We start from the raw sequence: 15,844 nt of genomic DNA on the forward strand, positions 1-15,844 counted from the left end.
CTGTTGCCTCCTGCTCCGAAAAATGCAGCACCATACCGCAGCCGCGGTGCACGGGCCGTCACCATCGGTAACCCGGCGGCGACGCGGCTAATCCTCGCGGTGCTTTTGCACGCTCAAGCTGCCGTCGGCTTCCAGGAAGAGGTAGCGCATGTCCTTCCTGTCGCAGTCGGCCTCTCGCAACGCCCGCTCCACGTCGTTCTCCGATACGCGATGCCGCTTGCGCACCGTGTCAAAGACATGCCCATTGCGCCCCAGCAGGATCGCCTCGCCCTCCAACAGTTTCTCGGCCATGCGAAAACGCGCCGTGAGTATCCCCACCAGGATGTTCAATCCGATCAGCACCAGGCAGACGATGAGACCGCCCCACAGCGACTGGTCCTTGCCCGTCATGGACGGACCCGCGGCCTCGCTGACCAGCATCACCACCAGCAGGTCGAACGGCGTGAATTGCCCGACGGTGCGCTTGCCGCTGACGCGCATGAGCGCCAGCAGCAGGCCGTAGACCATGGCGGCGCGCAGCACCAGCTCCGCGGCGGGTAAGTCCAGGTTGAACATGGCGGTCGCTCCGGTCAGTCAGCGTGCAGCCGCCCGTACCGCAGGCCGTACGGCGCACTTGAACACCTCATGCAATTGCCGCAGGGCCTCCGTCTTGCGGTGTTCCGATTCCGCGGCGGTGCAATCCGACGGCACCCACACCTTGTAGCCCAGCATGCGCGCATCGGTGGCCGTCAGCATCACGCACATGTCGGCGGCCAGGCCCACGATGATCAGCTGCTCGGTCTGCATCTTGTCCAGCAAATGCTGCAAGGGAGTCGAATGGAACGCCGAATGCTGTGGCTTGAGGATCACCAGATCCTGCGGCGCGGGCGCGAGCAGGCAGGCCATTTCGCCGCGCGCCCCCGGCAGCGCGCGGCAGGCGGTGAGAATGTCACGGAAGTCGCTGTGCCACGTGCCGTAGTTGTCGTTGGCATAGATCGCCGTGACCCCGCGCCGCGCGAGGCGTGTCTTCAGCCGCGCAATGGCGTTCGCGGCGCGTACCGCTCCGGGCAGCAGGTCTGCCGCTGTAGGGAAATTCAGCGGATTGATCACATCCACCAACAGCAGCACGTGTTTGCTGCGCGGCAGCGGCGTGCGGCGCAATGCGGCGGGGCGCGCCACGCAGCCTCCTCAAAGCATCGCGTCGCGTTGCTGCTCCGCGCGCGACGCGCCAATGGCCGTCTCTACCTGTTTGACCTCTTCCGGCGGAGGCAGCACCGCGGGCATGCCCAGGCTTGCAATCCATAGCTCGCGGCACCAGCCCTTGGTGTGGTACAGGTGGTGGTCCTCGTCTTTCTCCACGCGCTCATGGGCATCTTTCAGGGCGCGACCGACATCCCCGGTCGCCACCTCCGCCACCTTGCCCAGCAGCTCCCAGTTGGCGTGGTCCTTGGTCTCCGCATGCACCACGCATTCGCAGGCAACCAATTGGGCCTGCGCAGGATTGCCGGCCTGCCGGGCCAGTTCGATCGCCTTGACCAGCGAATCGCCGATGTGCTTGACCACCAGGCGCGAAGGCACCACCTCTTCGGGGTCGATTCCCAGGTTTTCGCAGGTCGTACGTACCACGTTCTGGTGCGATAGCGTCTCGTCGAGGTAGCCCTCCCATTCCTTCTTGAGGTCTTCATTGGTCGCACAGTCGATCGCCGCGCGGTACACCTGCTCACCACCCAGCTCGGTTTCCATCATCTGCAACAGCAGATCCTTGAGCTGGGCTTCGTCATAACGTGGCTTGGGCATGGGTCTTCTCCAGGTTGTGGGGTGGGAATGCAAGAGAAGCCCATGGTGGGAGGCGGACCGGTCCCGCGCCGTAGGCAACGGCCTATTTGCGCGTAATGCAATTTCCGAACAAAGCAGTCGCGCAGCCGACCGCTGTCGCGTTGATCGCAGACGAAAAGACAAAACCCCGCTATCAACGCGATAGCGGGGTGCGACATTGGGGTCAGGTAGTGCTTGAAGGACTGGTGCCGACAGCAAGCCGTCGCGCCATGCGCGTGGCATTCACTGTCCGGCGCGAGAACGAGCTTTGAAAAGGTGGATGGTTTCGCCGCGTGCGAGCATATCAACCAACTGGGCGATTCGTCTGGCGCGCGTTTCTGCTTTCACGGCTGTCTGGATGCGCCACAGTACCGCGTAACGATTGGCCGCATTGATCGTTGCAAAGAAGGCTTTGGCCTTTGCGTCAATTTCCAACGCGGCCAACAGATCCTCTGGTACGGTAGACGTACGAGCGCTGTCGTAAGCCCGTGCCCAGCGCCCATCGGCCTTGGCCGCTTCGATCTGGGCGTAGCCAGGCGCCTGCATGCGGCCCGCCACTATGAGTGCCTCGACCTTGTCGATGTTGGCTTTCGACCAGATGCTGCGCGCGCGCCGCGGCGTGAAACGCTGGAGGTAGTGCTGATCGTCGAGGGCTTTTTTCTGACCGTCGATCCAGCCCCAACAGAGTGCGATTTCCACCGCCTGGGGGTAGGTAACGCTGGGTTCTTGAGCGCCCTTTTTCGCAATCTTGAGCCAGAGACCGCCCGAAGCGGCATGGTTCTTCCTCAACCATGCATCGAAAGCCTTGGCGCTCTTGAACGAGGCCGGGGCAGATTCGAGTTGAATGCTGGAACTGGCGACAGTCATCGACCAGAGTGTGCCCCAAGAGCGCCGCTTGTCGTTATGTCCAGAGAAGCTGTGAGCTGCAGGCCGTGCCGCCGCACCCGTTGGCTGCCAGATGGCGCAATCCCCTGGCGCAGTCTAACGCCCCTCCTCTCAGCGCCGATGCGGATACGCCCCGGACAGCGGAGCATGCGTCTTCATCAGTTCAACCATCCAATCCATGAACACCCGCAGCCGAGCACCCACATGACGGTTTGGAGGAAACGCGATATACAGCGGCATCGGCGCAATGGACCAGTCCTCAAACAGCGGCGCCAGTTCGCCCCGCGCCAGATGAGGCGCTGCCATGTACTGAGGCAACCAGAGCGCCCCCAGACCGGCAACGCCTGCCGCCAGGTAGGCATTGCCATCGTCGATGGCAATCGCGTAACGGCCCATCACGCGCACTTGTTCGTCACCGCGGTGCAATACGCAGGATAAGACGCGTCCGGTGCTTGATCCCAGAAAACCCACGATGTGGTGCGGTGCGGCCTCCAGGTTCTTGGGGTGCAAGGGCATTCCGGCATTCGCCAAGTATGTAGGTGCCGCATACAGCCCCATGGAAAGATCGCCTACATGCCTTGCCACAAGCGAGGCGTCGCCCGGCTCACCTCCCCGCACCACGCAATCGACGTTTTCATCGATCAGATTGCGTATTCCACGCGATGGCGGACACGATTCCATGCTGATGGCGGACAGTGTTCCAGCGTGATGGCGGACAGTGTTCCACGCTGAAGGCGGACAGCATTCCAAACTGATGGCGGACACCTGCGGGGTGTTCTGAGTGACCCGAACGCGGCATACGCTGCCCGGTTTTTTGACCGGAACCAGCGATGCCCACACCCAGGGTCACCATGAGCAAACTACGACACACACTGCAACTGCTGCACCGCGGGGCCTTGAGCACCCGTCAAATCGGTGCCGCCCTCGGCATCTCCAAATCCACTGTCAGCGAGATAGCCAGCTACGCGCGCGTGGCCGGCGTGGACTGGGCACTGGCCCAGAGCCTGAACGACGACGAACTCCAGGCCCGGCTCTACAAGCCACCCGTGGCGCGCGAGTCCCGGCACCTTGAACCCGACCACGCCCACATCCACCGCGAACTGCGCCGACCTGGCGTGACGCTGCAGTTGCTTTGGGAGGAATACCAGCAACAGCACAGCGGGCAGGCGTACAAGTACAGCGCCTTCTGCGAGAAGTACAAGGCCTGGGCCCGGCGCCTGCAGCGCTCCATGCGCCAGACCCACACGGGCGGTGACAAGCTCTTTGTGGACTACGCCGGCCAGACCGTTCCCGTGGTGGATGCCGACACTGGCGAGATACGCCAGGCCCAGGTCTTCGTGGCCGTGCTGGGCGCATCGAACTACACCTACGCCTGCGCCACCGCCAGCCAGAAGACCACCGACTGGGTGGCCAGCATCATTAGCGCGCTGGAGTTCATCGGCGGCGTGCCCCGCCTGCTGGTGCCTGACCAGCCGCGCGCCCTCATGGCCCGACCCGACCGTTACGAGCCCACCGCGCACCGCCTGCTCGAAGAGCTCTGTGCGCACTACAGCCTGGCCGTGATGCCCGCGCGCCCGGCCAAGCCACGCGACAAACCCAAGGTGGAGGTCGCTGTGCAGGTGGTCGAGCGCTGGATTCTGGCCAGGCTGCGCCACCAGACCTTCTTCAGCCTGGCCGAGCTCAACCGGGCGATTGCCGCCTTGCTGGTGGACTTGAACCAGCGCGCGTTCAAGAAGCTGCCGGGCAACCGCACTAGCGCCTTCGCCGAACTCGACCGGCCAGCCCTGCGCCCCCTGCCGCCGGTGCGCATGCCCATCGCGCGCTTCAAACCCGCCCGCGTCAACATCGATTACCACGTTGAGCTCGATGGCCACTACTACTCGGTGCCCCACGCCCTGGTGGGTGAGCCGGTGGAGTTGCGCATCACGGCCGGCACGCTCGAAGTCCTGCACGGCAGCAAACGCGTGGCCGCCCACGCCCTCAATCCCCGACGGGGTGCACACACCACCACGCCCGAGCACATGCCGGCCTCGCACCGGGCGCACCTGCAGTGGACGCCGGCCAAGCTCATCGCCTGGGGTGAGCGCGTGGGCGCGGCCACCGCCGCCGTGGTGCGCTGGCAGATGGAGCACCGCCAGCATCCCGAGCAGGGTTACCGCTCCTGTCTGGGCCTCATGCGCCTGGGCCGTGAGTACGGGGCTGACCGGCTGGAGGCCGCCTGTGCGCGGGCGCAGTCGATTCGCTCACCGTCCTACAAGAGCATCGCCTCCATCCTGGGCTGCGGCCTGGACCAGCGGCCGCTGGATGCGCCGATGGCCGCACAGGCGAGCCTGCCGCTGCACGAGAACGTGCGCGGGCCGGGCTACTACCACTGAACTCCAACGTGCAAGCAAACCTAACAAGGAAGAACCATGCTCAACGAACAGACCTTGAACCAACTGCGCGCCCTGCGCCTGGACGGCATGGTGGCCGCCCTCAGCGACGCGGCCACCCACATCACGGCCAGCGAGCTGCCCTTTGAACAACGCCTGGCGCTGCTGGTGCAGCGCGAGGTGGACTGGCGTGACAGCAAGCGCCTGGAGCGCCTGTTGAAGGCGGCCCGCCTGAAGGTCTCCAGTGCCTGCCTGGAGGACATCGACTGGCGCGCCAGCCGGGGCCTGAGCCGAGAGGTCATCACCAGCCTGGCCGGCGGGGACTGGCTGCGCCATGGCCACAACGTGCTGCTCACCGGCGCCACCGGGTGCGGCAAGACGTGGCTCGCCTGCGCACTGGGGCAGCAGGCCGCGCGCCTGGGCTTCTCGGTGCTCTACACCCGCGCGCCACGGCTGCTGCAGGAGCTGCACGTGGCCCACGGCGATGGCAGCCTGGGCAAACGGCTGGCGCAACTGGCGCGGCTGGACCTGCTCATCCTGGACGACTTCGGCATCGCGCCGATTGCCGCGCACGAGCGAAACGACCTGCTGGAATTGCTGGACGACCGGGTGGGCACGCGCTCGACGCTCATCACCAGCCAGTTGCCGGTGACGGCCTGGCACGCCTGGCTGGACGAGCCCACGCTGGCCGACGCCATCCTGGACCGCATCGTGCACGGCTCGCACAAGATAGCCCTCAAGGGCGAGTCGATGCGCAAGCTCACCAAGGCCGTCTGAGCCGGCCGCGCCGACCGCCATTCCACGCTGATGGCGGACACTTCGGCTACGATTTGAGCGTCACTCAGGACACCCGCGCAACGTGTCCGCCATCGCCTGGAACGCTGTCCGCGATGGGAATGGAATCACTGTCCGCCATCAGTGGAATGCGCAATCAGATCGACCACTCGGTCACTTACACCCATGTGCAGCTGGATATCCGGATAGCGCGCATGGAATGCAGCAAAAGCCGGAACAAGGACCATGCGTGCCAGAGGGCTGGGCACGTCCACCCGCAGGCGGCCTTGAGGCGCGCTTGAGGCACTGGTCAGACTGGTCTCCGCATCATCCAGGTCACCCAACAGACGCACGACACGTTCGTAATAGGCGGCACCTTCGGCCGTCACGTTCACTTTGCGGGTGGTGCGGTTCAAAAGCCTGACCCGTAAACGCGCTTCCAACTGCTGCACAAGCTGAGTTACCGTAGTTTTGCTCATGTGCAGCGTTTGAGCGGCCTGGGTAAAGCTGCGTGTCTCTACCACGCGAGCAAAGGCCACCATAGCGTCGAAACGATCCATCGAGGTCAGGAGATTGTCCGGATTTTGCAAACAGTGTTGATGATACTTTCCTGTTTATCCGAACAGATCCCGTGTCTACAGTGGATTCTTTTAACCAATGAAAGATATCCCCATGCCTCCACGCGACGTTGTCTTCCCGCCAGGCCGCCAAGCTCTTTACGAGAAGAACCGCTACTCACCAGCGGTCCGGTCCAACGGCTTTCTATTCGTCTCGGGCCAAGTGGGCAGCCGTGGAGATGGCACGCCAGAGCCCGATCTGGAATCTCAAGTCCGCCTCGCTTTCACTCACCTGAACGCTGTGCTGGAGGCAGCCGGGTGCAGCTTTGACGACGTAGTCGACGTGACGGTGTTCGTAGTGGATCCCGAGAAGAATTTCGAGCGCATTTGGCAGATCGTGCCGGACTATTGGGGCAAGGCCCCCTATCCCACGCTGACCGGTATCGGCGTAACCTGGCTTTACGGCTTCCAGTTCGAAATCAAGGTAATCGCGAAGCTTCCAAGCTAAACACTGAGTCCTTGGGGAAAGGCTTTGCCCTTGGAGTCTTTGCGATCCAGGTCAGAGAGTCGGTCGTCGCGGTACTTGGCGATCAGTTCCGGTGTCAGCGCAGCCAGTGAATACTCGCCGGCATCGAGCTTCGGGGAAAAGTCCAGCGACTAGAGGTCGATCGACAGCGATGGGTGAACTGACGGCAAGCCACCCAAAACCATTGCCTGATGGCTACATGAACCCCCAAAGAAAAAATCCCGCTACCGTACTGATAGCAGGATTTCCTTTTCTACTTGGTAGGGCGTGTTGGACTTGAACCAACGACCAAAGGATTATGAGTCCTCTGCTCTAACCAACTGAGCTAACGCCCCAAGGGGTGCGCTGCCCTGCCTCGTAGGCGGCGCAGCGGCGCGTATTGTAGGGGCTACTTCCGGTGGCTCAGGGCGTTGGAGACCAGCTTGGAGGTGATGTCCACGATCTGGATCATGCGGTCATAGGGCATGCGCGTGGGGCCGATCACGCCCAGGGTGCCCACCACCTGACCGTCGACCTCATAGGGTGCACTCACCACGGACAGCTCTTCAAATGGCACCACCTGGCTCTCTCCGCCAATGAAGATGCGCACCCCTTCTGCCCGGCTGGAAATGTCCAGCAGGCGCAGGATCTGCGTCTTTTGTTCGAACAGGTCGAACGCACGGCGCAAGTGGCTCATGTCGCTGGAAAAATCGCTCACGGACAGCAGGTTGCGCTCGCCCGAGAACACCACTTCGTCCTGCGACCCCGACATGGCCTCCGAGCCCACGCTCACCGCGGCCTGCATCAGCGCCGCGATTTCTCCGCGCAGCTTGTCCACCTCCAGCTTCAGGCGCTCGCGCACCTGCTCCATGGTGAGGCCCGCGTAGTTGGCGTTGAGGAAGTTGGCGGCCTCCACCAGTTGCGACTGGGAGTAATCGACCTCGGTAAAGATCACGCGGTTCTGCACATCACCGTCGGGCGAGACGATGATCACCAAAAAGCGCTTCTCGGACAGCCGCAGGAATTCGATGTGGCGAAACACCGAGGCGCGCCGCGGCGCCATCACCACCCCCACGAACTGCGACAGGCTCGACAACAGGTGGGCGGCGTTGGCGATCACCTTCTGCGGCTGCTCGGGCATGAGCTGGACTGTCGGCAACTGCTCCTGCTGCACGGTGAGCATGGTGTCGACGAACAGGCGATAGCCCTTGGCGGTGGGCACACGGCCCGCGGAGGTGTGGGGGCTGGCAATAAGCCCCAGGTCCTCCAGGTCTGCCATCACATTGCGTATGGTGGCGGGCGACAATTCAAGCCCTGATGCCCGCGACAAGGTTCTGGAGCCGACCGGCTGCCCCTCGGCTATGTAGCGTTCCACCAAGGCCTTGAGTAACAACTTGGAGCGGTCATCAAGCATTGAATCATTTTAATGATGTAATTTCTGCATGAAGCCCATCTTCCGCCGCGTTGCAGTCATAGGCAAATACCCGGGGCCTGGCGCCGTTTCAGCGTCCGACAGCGCACGGCAGATCATCGAGAGCATTGCCCAGTTCGTCACCCAGCAGGACTGCGAGTTGACGCTGGAGGCCGAAACCGCCGCCCACACGGGCCTCACGCAATACCACACGCTGGATGTGGAGGGGATCGGCCGGCAATGCGACCTGTGCCTGGTCGTAGGCGGCGATGGCACCATGCTGGGCGTGGGCCGGCGGCTGGCCGGCTACGGCACGCCGCTGGTGGGCATCAACCAGGGGCGGCTGGGCTTCATTACCGACATTCCGCTGGAGGGGTACCAGGACGCGCTCACGCCCATCCTGCACGGAGACTACGAAGAAGACGTGCGCCCGTTGATGCAAGCCTGCGTGATGCGCGGTGGCGAGTGCGTGTTCGAGGCGCTGGCCCTCAACGACGTGGTGGTCAACCGCGGCTCCACCTCCGGCATGGTGGAGCTGCGCGTGGAGGTGGACGGCGTATTCGTTTCCAACCAGCGCGCCGACGGCCTGATCGTCGCGTCTCCCACCGGCTCCACGGCGTATGCCCTGTCTGCGGGCGGCCCGATGCTGCACCCATCGATCCCCGGCTGGGTGCTGGTGCCGATCGCGCCGCACACCCTGTCCAACCGGCCGATCGTGCTTTCCGACGCGACCGAGGTGGCCATTGAGGTGGCCGGCGGGCGCGACATCAGCGCCAACTTCGACATGCAGTCGCTCGCATCGCTGCAACATGGCGACCGCATACTGGTGCGCCGTTCCGCGCACCGGGTGTGCTTTCTGCACCCGCGCGGCTGGAGTTACTTTGCCACCCTGCGCAAGAAGCTGGGCTGGTACGAGGGAGGTTCCTGACCATGGCCCTGAGGCGGATCGCCCTGAGCGATTTCGTGATCGTGCGATCGCTCGAGCTGGACCTGCATGCCGGCTTCACCGTGCTCACCGGTGAAACCGGAGCCGGCAAGTCGATCCTGATCGACGCGTTGCAACTGGTGCTGGGCGCGCGTGCCGACTCCGGTGTGATCCGCGAAGGCGCACAGCGCACCGACGTCTGCGCCGAATTCGACGGTGGCACCATCGCGCTGGCAGCCTGGCTGGACGAGGCGGGTTTTCCGCGCGACGACACGCTGCTGCTGCGCCGCACCGTCGATGTGCAAGGCAAGAGCCGCGCCTGGATCAACGGCATCCCCGCCACGGCAGCGCAGATGCGTGCCGTGGGCGAGCATCTGCTGGACATTCATGGGCAGCACGCCTGGCAGAGCCTGACGCGGCCCGACGCAGTGCGCGGCCTGCTGGACGCCTATGCCGGCGCGCAGGTGCAACCCTTGGCCGCGCTGTGGACGAGTTGGCGCGACGCGCAGCAGGCGCTGACCCACGCCCGCGCTGCCCAGGACACGCTGCAACAGGAACGCGAGCGCCTGCAGTGGCAGACCGGCGAAGTGGACAAGCTGGCGCCGCGGGATGGCGAATGGGAGGAACTCAATGCCGAGCATGCGCGACTGTCCAACGCCCAGTCGCTGCTGGACAACGCCCAGGCCGCCCTGAGTGTGCTGGAGGACGAAGACGCGGGCGGCGCGCTGCGGGCCCTGGCGCAGGCACAGCACCTGCTGCAGGACTACGAGCATGTGGACCCGTCGTTTCGCACCATGAATGAGGTGCTGACCTCCTGCATCGCCCAGGCGGGCGATGTGGCGCACTCTCTGCAAAGCTACCTGCGCCACGCCGAGCCCGACCCGGATCGGCTGCAGCAGCTGGACGCCCGCGTATCGCAGTGGATGCAGCTAGCGCGCCGCTACAAGCGCACCCCACCCGAACTACCCGCGCTGCTGCAAGACTGGAAGGACACGCTGCACCGTTTGGACAACGCCACTGACCTGGCCGCATTGCAGGCTGCCGAGCAAACCCATGGCGCCGCTTACCAGAAGGCCGCACGCGCCCTGTCGCAAAAGCGCGCCAAGGCTGCGCCGCAACTGGCGCAGGCCATCACCCGCGCCATGCAGGGCCTGGGCATGGCGGGCGGGCGCTTCGAGGTGCAACTGGACAAGGCCGAGCCTGGGCCGCACGGCATCGACCAGGTGGCTTTCCTGGTCAGCAGCCACCCGGGCATGACGCCGCGGCCCATCGGCAAGGTGGCATCGGGGGGCGAGCTGTCGCGCATGGCGCTGGCGATCTCGGTCACCACCAGCGAGCTGGGCGAGGCGCCCACGCTGATCTTTGACGAGGTGGACTCGGGCGTGGGCGGCGCCGTGGCGGAGACCGTCGGCCGTCTGATGCAGCAGCTCGGGACGGCCCGGCAGGTACTGGCCGTCACCCACCTGCCCCAGGTGGCCGCGTGCGCGGACCATCACCTTGTGGTGGCCAAACACAAGCACGCCGAGGGCACCACCAGCAGCGTGGCCGCCGCCAACGAGGAGGCGCGCGTGGCCGAGATTGCGCGCATGCTGGGCGGCGAGCGTCTGTCCCCTACCACCCTGGCGCATGCACGCGAGATGCTGCAGGGCGCCGCCAAACCCACACCCTGAGCCATGGATCTGGAAGTCGTCGTCATCACCGGTATGTCCGGCTCGGGCAAGTCCGTCGCGCTGCATGCACTCGAAGACGCGGGCTACTACTGCGTGGACAACCTGCCGCCGGAACTTTTGACCTCCTTCGTGGAGCTGGAGCACGCGCACCACGGCCACCGCGTTGCCGTGGCCATGGACGTGCGCAGCGCCACCGCCCTGCCCCTGGTGCCGCAGCAGTTGGCCGGCCTGCGCGAGCAGGGCGTGCAGGTGCGCCAACTGTTCCTGGACGCCACCAACGACGTGCTGGTGCGGCGTTTTTCAGAAACCCGGCGCCGCCACCCTCTGTCCCAGGCCGAGATGCGCGAAGGTCCGCGCCCGCTTTTGCACACCATGCGGTTGGAGCGCGAGCTACTGGCCCCGCTGCGCGAGCAGGCACACGTCATCGACACCAGCACCCTGCGGTCCGCGCAATTGCTGAGCTATGTGAAGGACCTGCTGTCGGTGCCGCCGAGTCGGCTGACCCTGGTGTTCCAGTCGTTTGCGTTCAAGCGCGGCATCTCCATGGACGCCGACTATGTGTTCGACGTGCGCATGCTGCCCAATCCCCACTACGAGCCGCTCTTGCGAGCACTCACGGGCAAGGACGCGCCGGTCATCGACTACCTGCGTCAGCAGCCCGAAGTAGCGCTGATGCTGGCGCACATTGGCGACTTCCTGGATCACTGGCTGGACGCGCTGGCCCACAACCACCGCAGCTACGTGACCGTGGCCATCGGTTGCACGGGAGGACAGCACCGCTCCGTCTACCTGGTGGAGCAGCTGGCGGCGCGCTTCGAGGGCCGCTGGAATACGCTGCGCCGCCACCGCGAGCTCGACGGCATCTAGCATGCACCGCTAGGTGACAGCTATTGTTTTAGTAGCTGCTAGCGCCTGCTATTGAATGACTTGCAATAGTTTTCTACCGGAAGTCGCCTATCTACGGGCGCTACCAGCTCTCATTTTTGACAGTCGTCCCCAAGGGAGGCGAGCAGCTTGCGCACGGGCGCGGGCAGCCCCAGCGCCGGCCATTGCGCCGGAGCGAACCACCCCGACTGCTGCTCAGCGCAATGCGCGTTCGGCTGCGGCGTTGCATCGCGCGCCAGCACCGGATGCAGGTGCAGGTCGCGGTGCGTCAGCACGTGGGTGAAGGCCGGCAGATCCCGCGCATCGCAGCTGGCGTGCAGCTGCAGCGCCTCGTCCAGCGCCGCGCGGCTGTCATAGACCGGCGGACAGTACAACCCCGCCCAGATACCTGCGGGCGGACGCCGCTCCAGCCACAGCCGGCCCGCACCATCCTGGCGCAGCAGCAGCCACCAGGCCTGCGCGCTGCGCTTGAGCTTGCGCGTGCGCACCGGGTAGTCCTGCGGGTTGCCGTCGCGGCGCGCCACGCAGGCCTCTTGCAAGGGGCACAGCAGGCAATTGGGGTTGCGGGGCAGGCAGATGCCGGCGCCCAGGTCCATCAGGCCCTGCGTGTAGCGCGGCATGGCATGGGACAGGTCCTGCCGTGGCAGCAGCGCCTCGGCCTGCTGCCATAGCGCGCGCTCGTTCTTCGCCTCGGCCAGGTCGGCGCCGAACCCCAGCACCCGCGTGAGCACGCGCCGCACGTTGGCATCCAGGATCGGCGCCCGTACGCCGAAGCAGAACGCGGCTATCGCCCCTGCCGTGGAGCGGCCGATGCCCGGCAGGGCCGCCAGCTCATCCACCGTGCGGGGGAATTCCCCCCCGTGCTGGTGCACGACGATCTGCGCGCAGCGGTGCAGGTTGCGCGCGCGGCTGTAGTAACCCAGGCCGCTCCACAGCGCCAGTACCTCGTCTTGCGGCGCAGCAGCCAGTTGGCGCACGTCGGGAAAGCGCGCCAGAAAGCGCGCGTAGTACTCCAGCACCGTGGCCACCTGGGTCTGCTGCAGCATGATCTCCGACAGCCACACGCGGTATGCATCGCGCGTGTTCTGCCAAGGCAGGTGGTTGCGCCCATGCGCTGCCTGCCAGCGCACCACCTGGGTCGCCAGCTCTGCGGACGGACCGCTCATGACGCCGCGAGCGGCTGGGGTTCGGTAAGGGGTATGTCGATGTCCACGCCCTCAGGCGCTTGCGGCTGCCGCACGAGGTCGGAGGTCAGCTCGGTCAGCCGCTGCTCCAGTTCGGCGAGGTGCTGCTCGGCCTCTTCGATCTCGGCGATGCGGTCCACCAGCCCGTTGGCGGCCTGCTGGATGCGGTTCACCGCCTCGATGCGCCGCGAGAAGCTGCGCTTGCGCTCACGCAGTTGCGCGTCCAACTGCGCTGTGGCCGTCTTGCTCCACAGCTCCAGCTCGTTGGCCGCGGACTCGAACACGGTGCGCAGGCGCAGGCCCATGGCCCGCAACAAGCGCTGCGCGAACTCCGGCTGCGCCAGGCGCAGCGTGTTGCCCATGCCCACGTATTGCAGGTGCCGCTGCTCGATGGCCACGATCTCCTGCACATAGTTACCCAATTGGGGCGCCGCAGGTACTTGCAACGAGAAGCCGAACTCCGTGTTGAGCTGGCGGAAGGTGCCGCCCAGCATGGCCTGGATCTCGATGCCCGTGGACTGCGCGGCCTCCATGATGGTGCGCACCTTGGCGAAGGTGTCGCCATATACCTTGCGCACGCCCAGCTTGAGCCCCTTGGGCTGCAGCGCCTCGGTCAGCTCCACCAGTTGCGCCTTGAGCGAACGCGGCCCAAGCTGGTGGAACACCTCGCGCAGCATCTTCAGATGCACTGCCCGCACGGCCTGGATCTTGGCCGTGCTGGCTTCAAACTCCTGCTGCTCCTGCTCGATGCGCCCGCGCATGGCGTCGATCACCGAGGCATTCTTGCCGCGCAGGCTGCGCAACTCCAGCATCTGATCATCCAGATCGCGCCGGCGGATGTTGATCACCCGCCGCGTCTCGGACTGCAGGCTTGCCACGCCGCTGGCCACCGTGGCCCGCAGGATGGCCTGGCGCCGGCCCATGATGCCCTCGGCCAGCGCTTCCTCCAGCAACGGCAGCCCACTGGACTCCAGCAGGATGTCGTCACAGTTGATCTTAGCCACCAGGCCCTTCTGGGCCGACACGGGCACGACATGGCTGAGCGGCACGCCCAGCAATTCGGCCGATGTCTGGCGCTGGCGCTCCAGCTGCGCTTGCACTTGCGACGGGGAACTGAGCGTGTCCCACAGCGTGTCGATCTTGTTGAGCACCACCAGCCGCGCATCGGTCGCGTCTTCAGCCGTGCCCAGGTGGTCGCGCCAGATGGTCAGGTCCGAGCGCGTCACGCCCGTGTCCGCGCCCAGGATGAACACCACGGCGTGGGCCTGCGGGATGAGGTTGATGGTGAGCTCGGGCTCCGCGCCCACGGCGTTCAGGCCCGGCGTATCCAGAATCACGAGCCCCTGCTTGAGCAGCGGATGCGGAATGTTGATGACCGCGTGCCGCCACATCGGCACCTCGACCATGCCCGCAGCGTCCAGCACGGGGTTCTCGTCGGCGGCCTCATCGCTCCAGAAACCCAGCGCACGCGCATCATCCACGGACACGCGGCGCACTTCCGATACTTTTTCAAGCGCCTGGGCGAGTTCGGCCGGGTCGTCCATGTCCAGCGGCACCTTCACCCAGCGGTCTGCCTTCAGGCGCCACTCGGCCAGTCCCAGGGACTGCATGCGCGTGTCGATAGGCAGCAGGCGCAGGCTGGGGGCGGTGCCGTTTTCATAGCCCAGCTCGGTCGGACACATGGTGGTGCGCCCCGCACTGGCCGGCATGATGCGCCGGCCATAGCCGGCGAAGAAGATCGCATTGATGAGCTCGGACTTGCCGCGCGAAAACTCCGCCACAAAAGCGACGGTCACCTTGTCGCTGCGCACCTGCTCTTCCAGCCGCTGCAGACGCTCCTCCACAGCCGCGTCCATGAGGTCGTGCGAACCCATCCATTGCCCCAGGCGCTTGAGTTGCTGGGCGAAAGCACGCCTCCATGCGCCGTGCTGGTCAAACTGTTCGTTGAATGAAGGTCCCACTTTGCTCCCGGATATCAATGCAAGCGCCCGCGTGGGCGGGAGATGGCGCAATATAGCATCGCCATTGCGCCGATCCGCCGCCACGCAGCCCGGTCAGGCGCGCTGGCAGTGCGGACAGAAATAGGTGCTGCGCTGCCCCTGGCGCAACAGACGCACGGGCGTACCGCACTGGCGACACGGCAGGCCCGCGCGGCCATAGACATTGGCCTCCAATTGGAAATGCCCGGCGCTGCCGTCGGCGCTGGAGAAATCACGCAGCGTGCTGCCGCCCCGCTCCACCGCGCGCGCCAGCACCTCGCGGATTGCACCGTGCAGACGCCGGGCACGCTGGGGGCCGATCGCGCAAGCGCGGGTGGTTGGCCGGATGCCCGCGAGGAACAGCACCTCGCAGGCATAGATATTGCCCACGCCCACGACCACCGTGCCAGCGAGCAGCAGTTGCTTGATGGGCGTGCGTTTGGCGCGCAGCCCCGCGTGGAAGGACTCGAAGGCGAAGTCCTCGCCCAGCGGCTCCAATCCCCACCCATCGAGCAGCTTGCGTGCACGGGGATCGGACTCACCCGCCGCCCAGACCACGGCGCCGAAGCGCCGCGGGTCGTGCAGCCGCAGCGTGCCCTGGTCCGTTATCAGTTCGAAATGATCGTGGGCGCCGCGCGCGGGCAGATCGCGTGCAAAGCGCAAGCTGCCCGACATGCCCAGGTGAATGAGCAGCAGCCCTTCATCCAGATCCAGCAACAGGTATTTGCCGCGCCGGCGCACGCCGCACACCCGCCGTCCGACCAATACTGCGGGCTCCATGCCCAGCGGCCAGCGCAGGGGCTTGCCCACCGCAATGCCGCAGACAGTCGCGCCCTCGATCGCGCCCGCGAAGCTGCGCCGCGTGACTTCCACCTCCGGCAGCTCAGGCATCGCAATACTCGT

At 65.5% G+C, this 15,844-nt stretch carries 14 protein-coding genes, 1 tRNA gene and 2 pseudogenes; 6 read left to right on the forward strand and 11 right to left on the reverse strand.

Features of this window, described 5'->3' with window-relative positions; all coding sequences use genetic code 11:
- Nucleotides 1-87 precede the first annotated feature (87 nt).
- The 5 genes and pseudogenes from MRB47_RS16055 to MRB47_RS16075 form a co-directional block, all read right to left on the reverse strand.
- The gene (locus MRB47_RS16055) at nt 88-555 is read right to left on the reverse strand and encodes a DUF421 domain-containing protein (protein ID WP_047350010.1); all 468 of its coding nucleotides are present in this window, start codon (nt 553-555) and stop codon (nt 88-90) included.
- A gap of 18 nt (nt 556-573) precedes the next feature.
- The gene (locus MRB47_RS16060) at nt 574-1,158 is read right to left on the reverse strand and encodes an isochorismatase family cysteine hydrolase (RefSeq protein WP_252101192.1); all 585 of its coding nucleotides are present in this window, start codon (nt 1,156-1,158) and stop codon (nt 574-576) included.
- 9 nt (nt 1,159-1,167) lie between these two features.
- Nucleotides 1,168-1,776 carry a hypothetical protein gene (locus MRB47_RS16065; protein ID WP_135148457.1) on the reverse strand — a complete coding sequence of 203 codons (609 nt, stop codon included), beginning with the start codon at nt 1,774-1,776 and terminating at the stop codon, nt 1,168-1,170.
- Nucleotides 1,777-2,037: 261 nt separating this feature from the next.
- The gene (locus tag MRB47_RS16070; RefSeq protein ID WP_252101193.1) at nt 2,038-2,661 is read right to left on the reverse strand and encodes a YdeI/OmpD-associated family protein; all 624 of its coding nucleotides are present in this window, start codon (nt 2,659-2,661) and stop codon (nt 2,038-2,040) included.
- Between the two features lie 129 nt (nt 2,662-2,790).
- Nucleotides 2,791-3,327: pseudogene (locus MRB47_RS16075) on the reverse strand (LysR substrate-binding domain-containing protein); the annotation flags it as partial.
- Nucleotides 3,328-3,509: 182 nt separating this feature from the next.
- Here MRB47_RS16075 and istA point away from each other — a divergent pair.
- Both istA and istB read left to right on the forward strand, forming a co-directional pair.
- Nucleotides 3,510-5,054 (forward strand): IS21 family transposase, encoded by a 1,545-nt coding sequence (istA, locus tag MRB47_RS16080; protein WP_252100662.1) that lies wholly within the window; start codon nt 3,510-3,512, stop codon nt 5,052-5,054.
- Nucleotides 5,055-5,090: 36 nt separating this feature from the next.
- A complete protein-coding gene (istB, locus tag MRB47_RS16085; RefSeq protein ID WP_011805003.1) occupies nt 5,091-5,828 on the forward strand; it encodes an IS21-like element helper ATPase IstB in 738 nt (245 codons plus the stop codon).
- 137 nt (nt 5,829-5,965) lie between these two features.
- Here the strand turns inward: istB and MRB47_RS16090 are convergent.
- A pseudogene (locus MRB47_RS16090) lies at nt 5,966-6,385 on the reverse strand (LysR family transcriptional regulator); the annotation flags it as partial.
- Nucleotides 6,386-6,497: 112 nt separating this feature from the next.
- Between MRB47_RS16090 and MRB47_RS16095 the strand changes: the two are divergent.
- Nucleotides 6,498-6,890 (forward strand): Rid family hydrolase, encoded by a 393-nt coding sequence (locus tag MRB47_RS16095; protein ID WP_252102645.1) that lies wholly within the window; start codon nt 6,498-6,500, stop codon nt 6,888-6,890.
- A gap of 276 nt (nt 6,891-7,166) precedes the next feature.
- Here MRB47_RS16095 and MRB47_RS16100 read toward each other — a convergent pair.
- Nucleotides 7,167-7,243 (reverse strand) — tRNA-Ile (locus tag MRB47_RS16100).
- 53 nt (nt 7,244-7,296) lie between these two features.
- A complete protein-coding gene (gene hrcA, locus MRB47_RS16105; protein WP_088887498.1) occupies nt 7,297-8,301 on the reverse strand; it encodes a heat-inducible transcriptional repressor HrcA in 1,005 nt (334 codons plus the stop codon).
- Between the two features lie 28 nt (nt 8,302-8,329).
- On the opposite strand from hrcA, the gene MRB47_RS16110 reads away from it, so the two are divergent.
- Genes MRB47_RS16110 through rapZ form a run of 3 tightly spaced genes read left to right on the forward strand, consistent with a single transcriptional unit; the run spans nt 8,330 to nt 11,760 of the window.
- Entirely contained in the window at nt 8,330-9,226 is an 897-nt protein-coding gene (locus MRB47_RS16110) for an NAD kinase (protein WP_012655803.1), read from the forward strand.
- 2 nt (nt 9,227-9,228) lie between these two features.
- A complete protein-coding gene (gene recN, locus MRB47_RS16115; protein WP_252101194.1) occupies nt 9,229-10,893 on the forward strand; it encodes a DNA repair protein RecN in 1,665 nt (554 codons plus the stop codon).
- Nucleotides 10,894-10,896: 3 nt separating this feature from the next.
- The gene (rapZ, locus tag MRB47_RS16120) at nt 10,897-11,760 is read left to right on the forward strand and encodes an RNase adapter RapZ (RefSeq protein ID WP_123675086.1); all 864 of its coding nucleotides are present in this window, start codon (nt 10,897-10,899) and stop codon (nt 11,758-11,760) included.
- 110 nt (nt 11,761-11,870) lie between these two features.
- On the opposite strand, the gene mutY is transcribed toward rapZ, so the two are convergent.
- From mutY to mutM, 3 genes are all read right to left on the reverse strand, one after another.
- On the reverse strand, nt 11,871-12,944 hold the full coding sequence (mutY, locus tag MRB47_RS16125) for an A/G-specific adenine glycosylase (protein WP_252101195.1): 1,074 nt from the start codon (nt 12,942-12,944) through the stop codon (nt 11,871-11,873).
- A complete protein-coding gene (locus tag MRB47_RS16130) occupies nt 12,941-14,923 on the reverse strand; it encodes a dynamin family protein (protein WP_252101196.1) in 1,983 nt (660 codons plus the stop codon). The genes mutY and MRB47_RS16130 overlap by 4 nt, the downstream gene beginning before the upstream one ends.
- A gap of 93 nt (nt 14,924-15,016) precedes the next feature.
- Entirely contained in the window at nt 15,017-15,832 is an 816-nt protein-coding gene (mutM, locus tag MRB47_RS16135; RefSeq protein ID WP_252101197.1) for a bifunctional DNA-formamidopyrimidine glycosylase/DNA-(apurinic or apyrimidinic site) lyase, read from the reverse strand.
- Nucleotides 15,833-15,844 lie beyond the last annotated feature (12 nt).

This window comes from Diaphorobacter sp. LI3 (genome assembly GCF_022807955.1).
Lineage (GTDB): Bacteria > Pseudomonadota > Gammaproteobacteria > Burkholderiales > Burkholderiaceae_C > Diaphorobacter > Diaphorobacter nitroreducens.

What these genes read in the sequence shown, in the direction of transcription:
- MRB47_RS16055 (WP_047350010.1), bottom strand. Translation starts at nt 555, where the DNA reads ATGTTCAACCTGGACTTACCCGCCGCGGAGCTGGTGCTGCGCGCCGCC.
- MRB47_RS16065 (WP_135148457.1), bottom strand. Translation starts at nt 1,776, where the DNA reads ATGCCCAAGCCACGTTATGACGAAGCCCAGCTCAAGGATCTGCTGTTG.
- MRB47_RS16070 (WP_252101193.1), bottom strand. Translation starts at nt 2,661, where the DNA reads ATGACTGTCGCCAGTTCCAGCATTCAACTCGAATCTGCCCCGGCCTCG.
- istA (WP_252100662.1), top strand. Translation starts at nt 3,510, where the DNA reads ATGCCCACACCCAGGGTCACCATGAGCAAACTACGACACACACTGCAA.
- istB (WP_011805003.1), top strand. Translation starts at nt 5,091, where the DNA reads ATGCTCAACGAACAGACCTTGAACCAACTGCGCGCCCTGCGCCTGGAC.
- MRB47_RS16095 (WP_252102645.1), top strand. Translation starts at nt 6,498, where the DNA reads ATGCCTCCACGCGACGTTGTCTTCCCGCCAGGCCGCCAAGCTCTTTAC.
- hrcA (WP_088887498.1), bottom strand. Translation starts at nt 8,301, where the DNA reads ATGCTTGATGACCGCTCCAAGTTGTTACTCAAGGCCTTGGTGGAACGC.
- MRB47_RS16110 (WP_012655803.1), top strand. Translation starts at nt 8,330, where the DNA reads ATGAAGCCCATCTTCCGCCGCGTTGCAGTCATAGGCAAATACCCGGGG.
- recN (WP_252101194.1), top strand. Translation starts at nt 9,229, where the DNA reads ATGGCCCTGAGGCGGATCGCCCTGAGCGATTTCGTGATCGTGCGATCG.
- rapZ (WP_123675086.1), top strand. Translation starts at nt 10,897, where the DNA reads ATGGATCTGGAAGTCGTCGTCATCACCGGTATGTCCGGCTCGGGCAAG.
- mutY (WP_252101195.1), bottom strand. Translation starts at nt 12,944, where the DNA reads ATGAGCGGTCCGTCCGCAGAGCTGGCGACCCAGGTGGTGCGCTGGCAG.
- mutM (WP_252101197.1), bottom strand. Translation starts at nt 15,832, where the DNA reads ATGCCTGAGCTGCCGGAGGTGGAAGTCACGCGGCGCAGCTTCGCGGGC.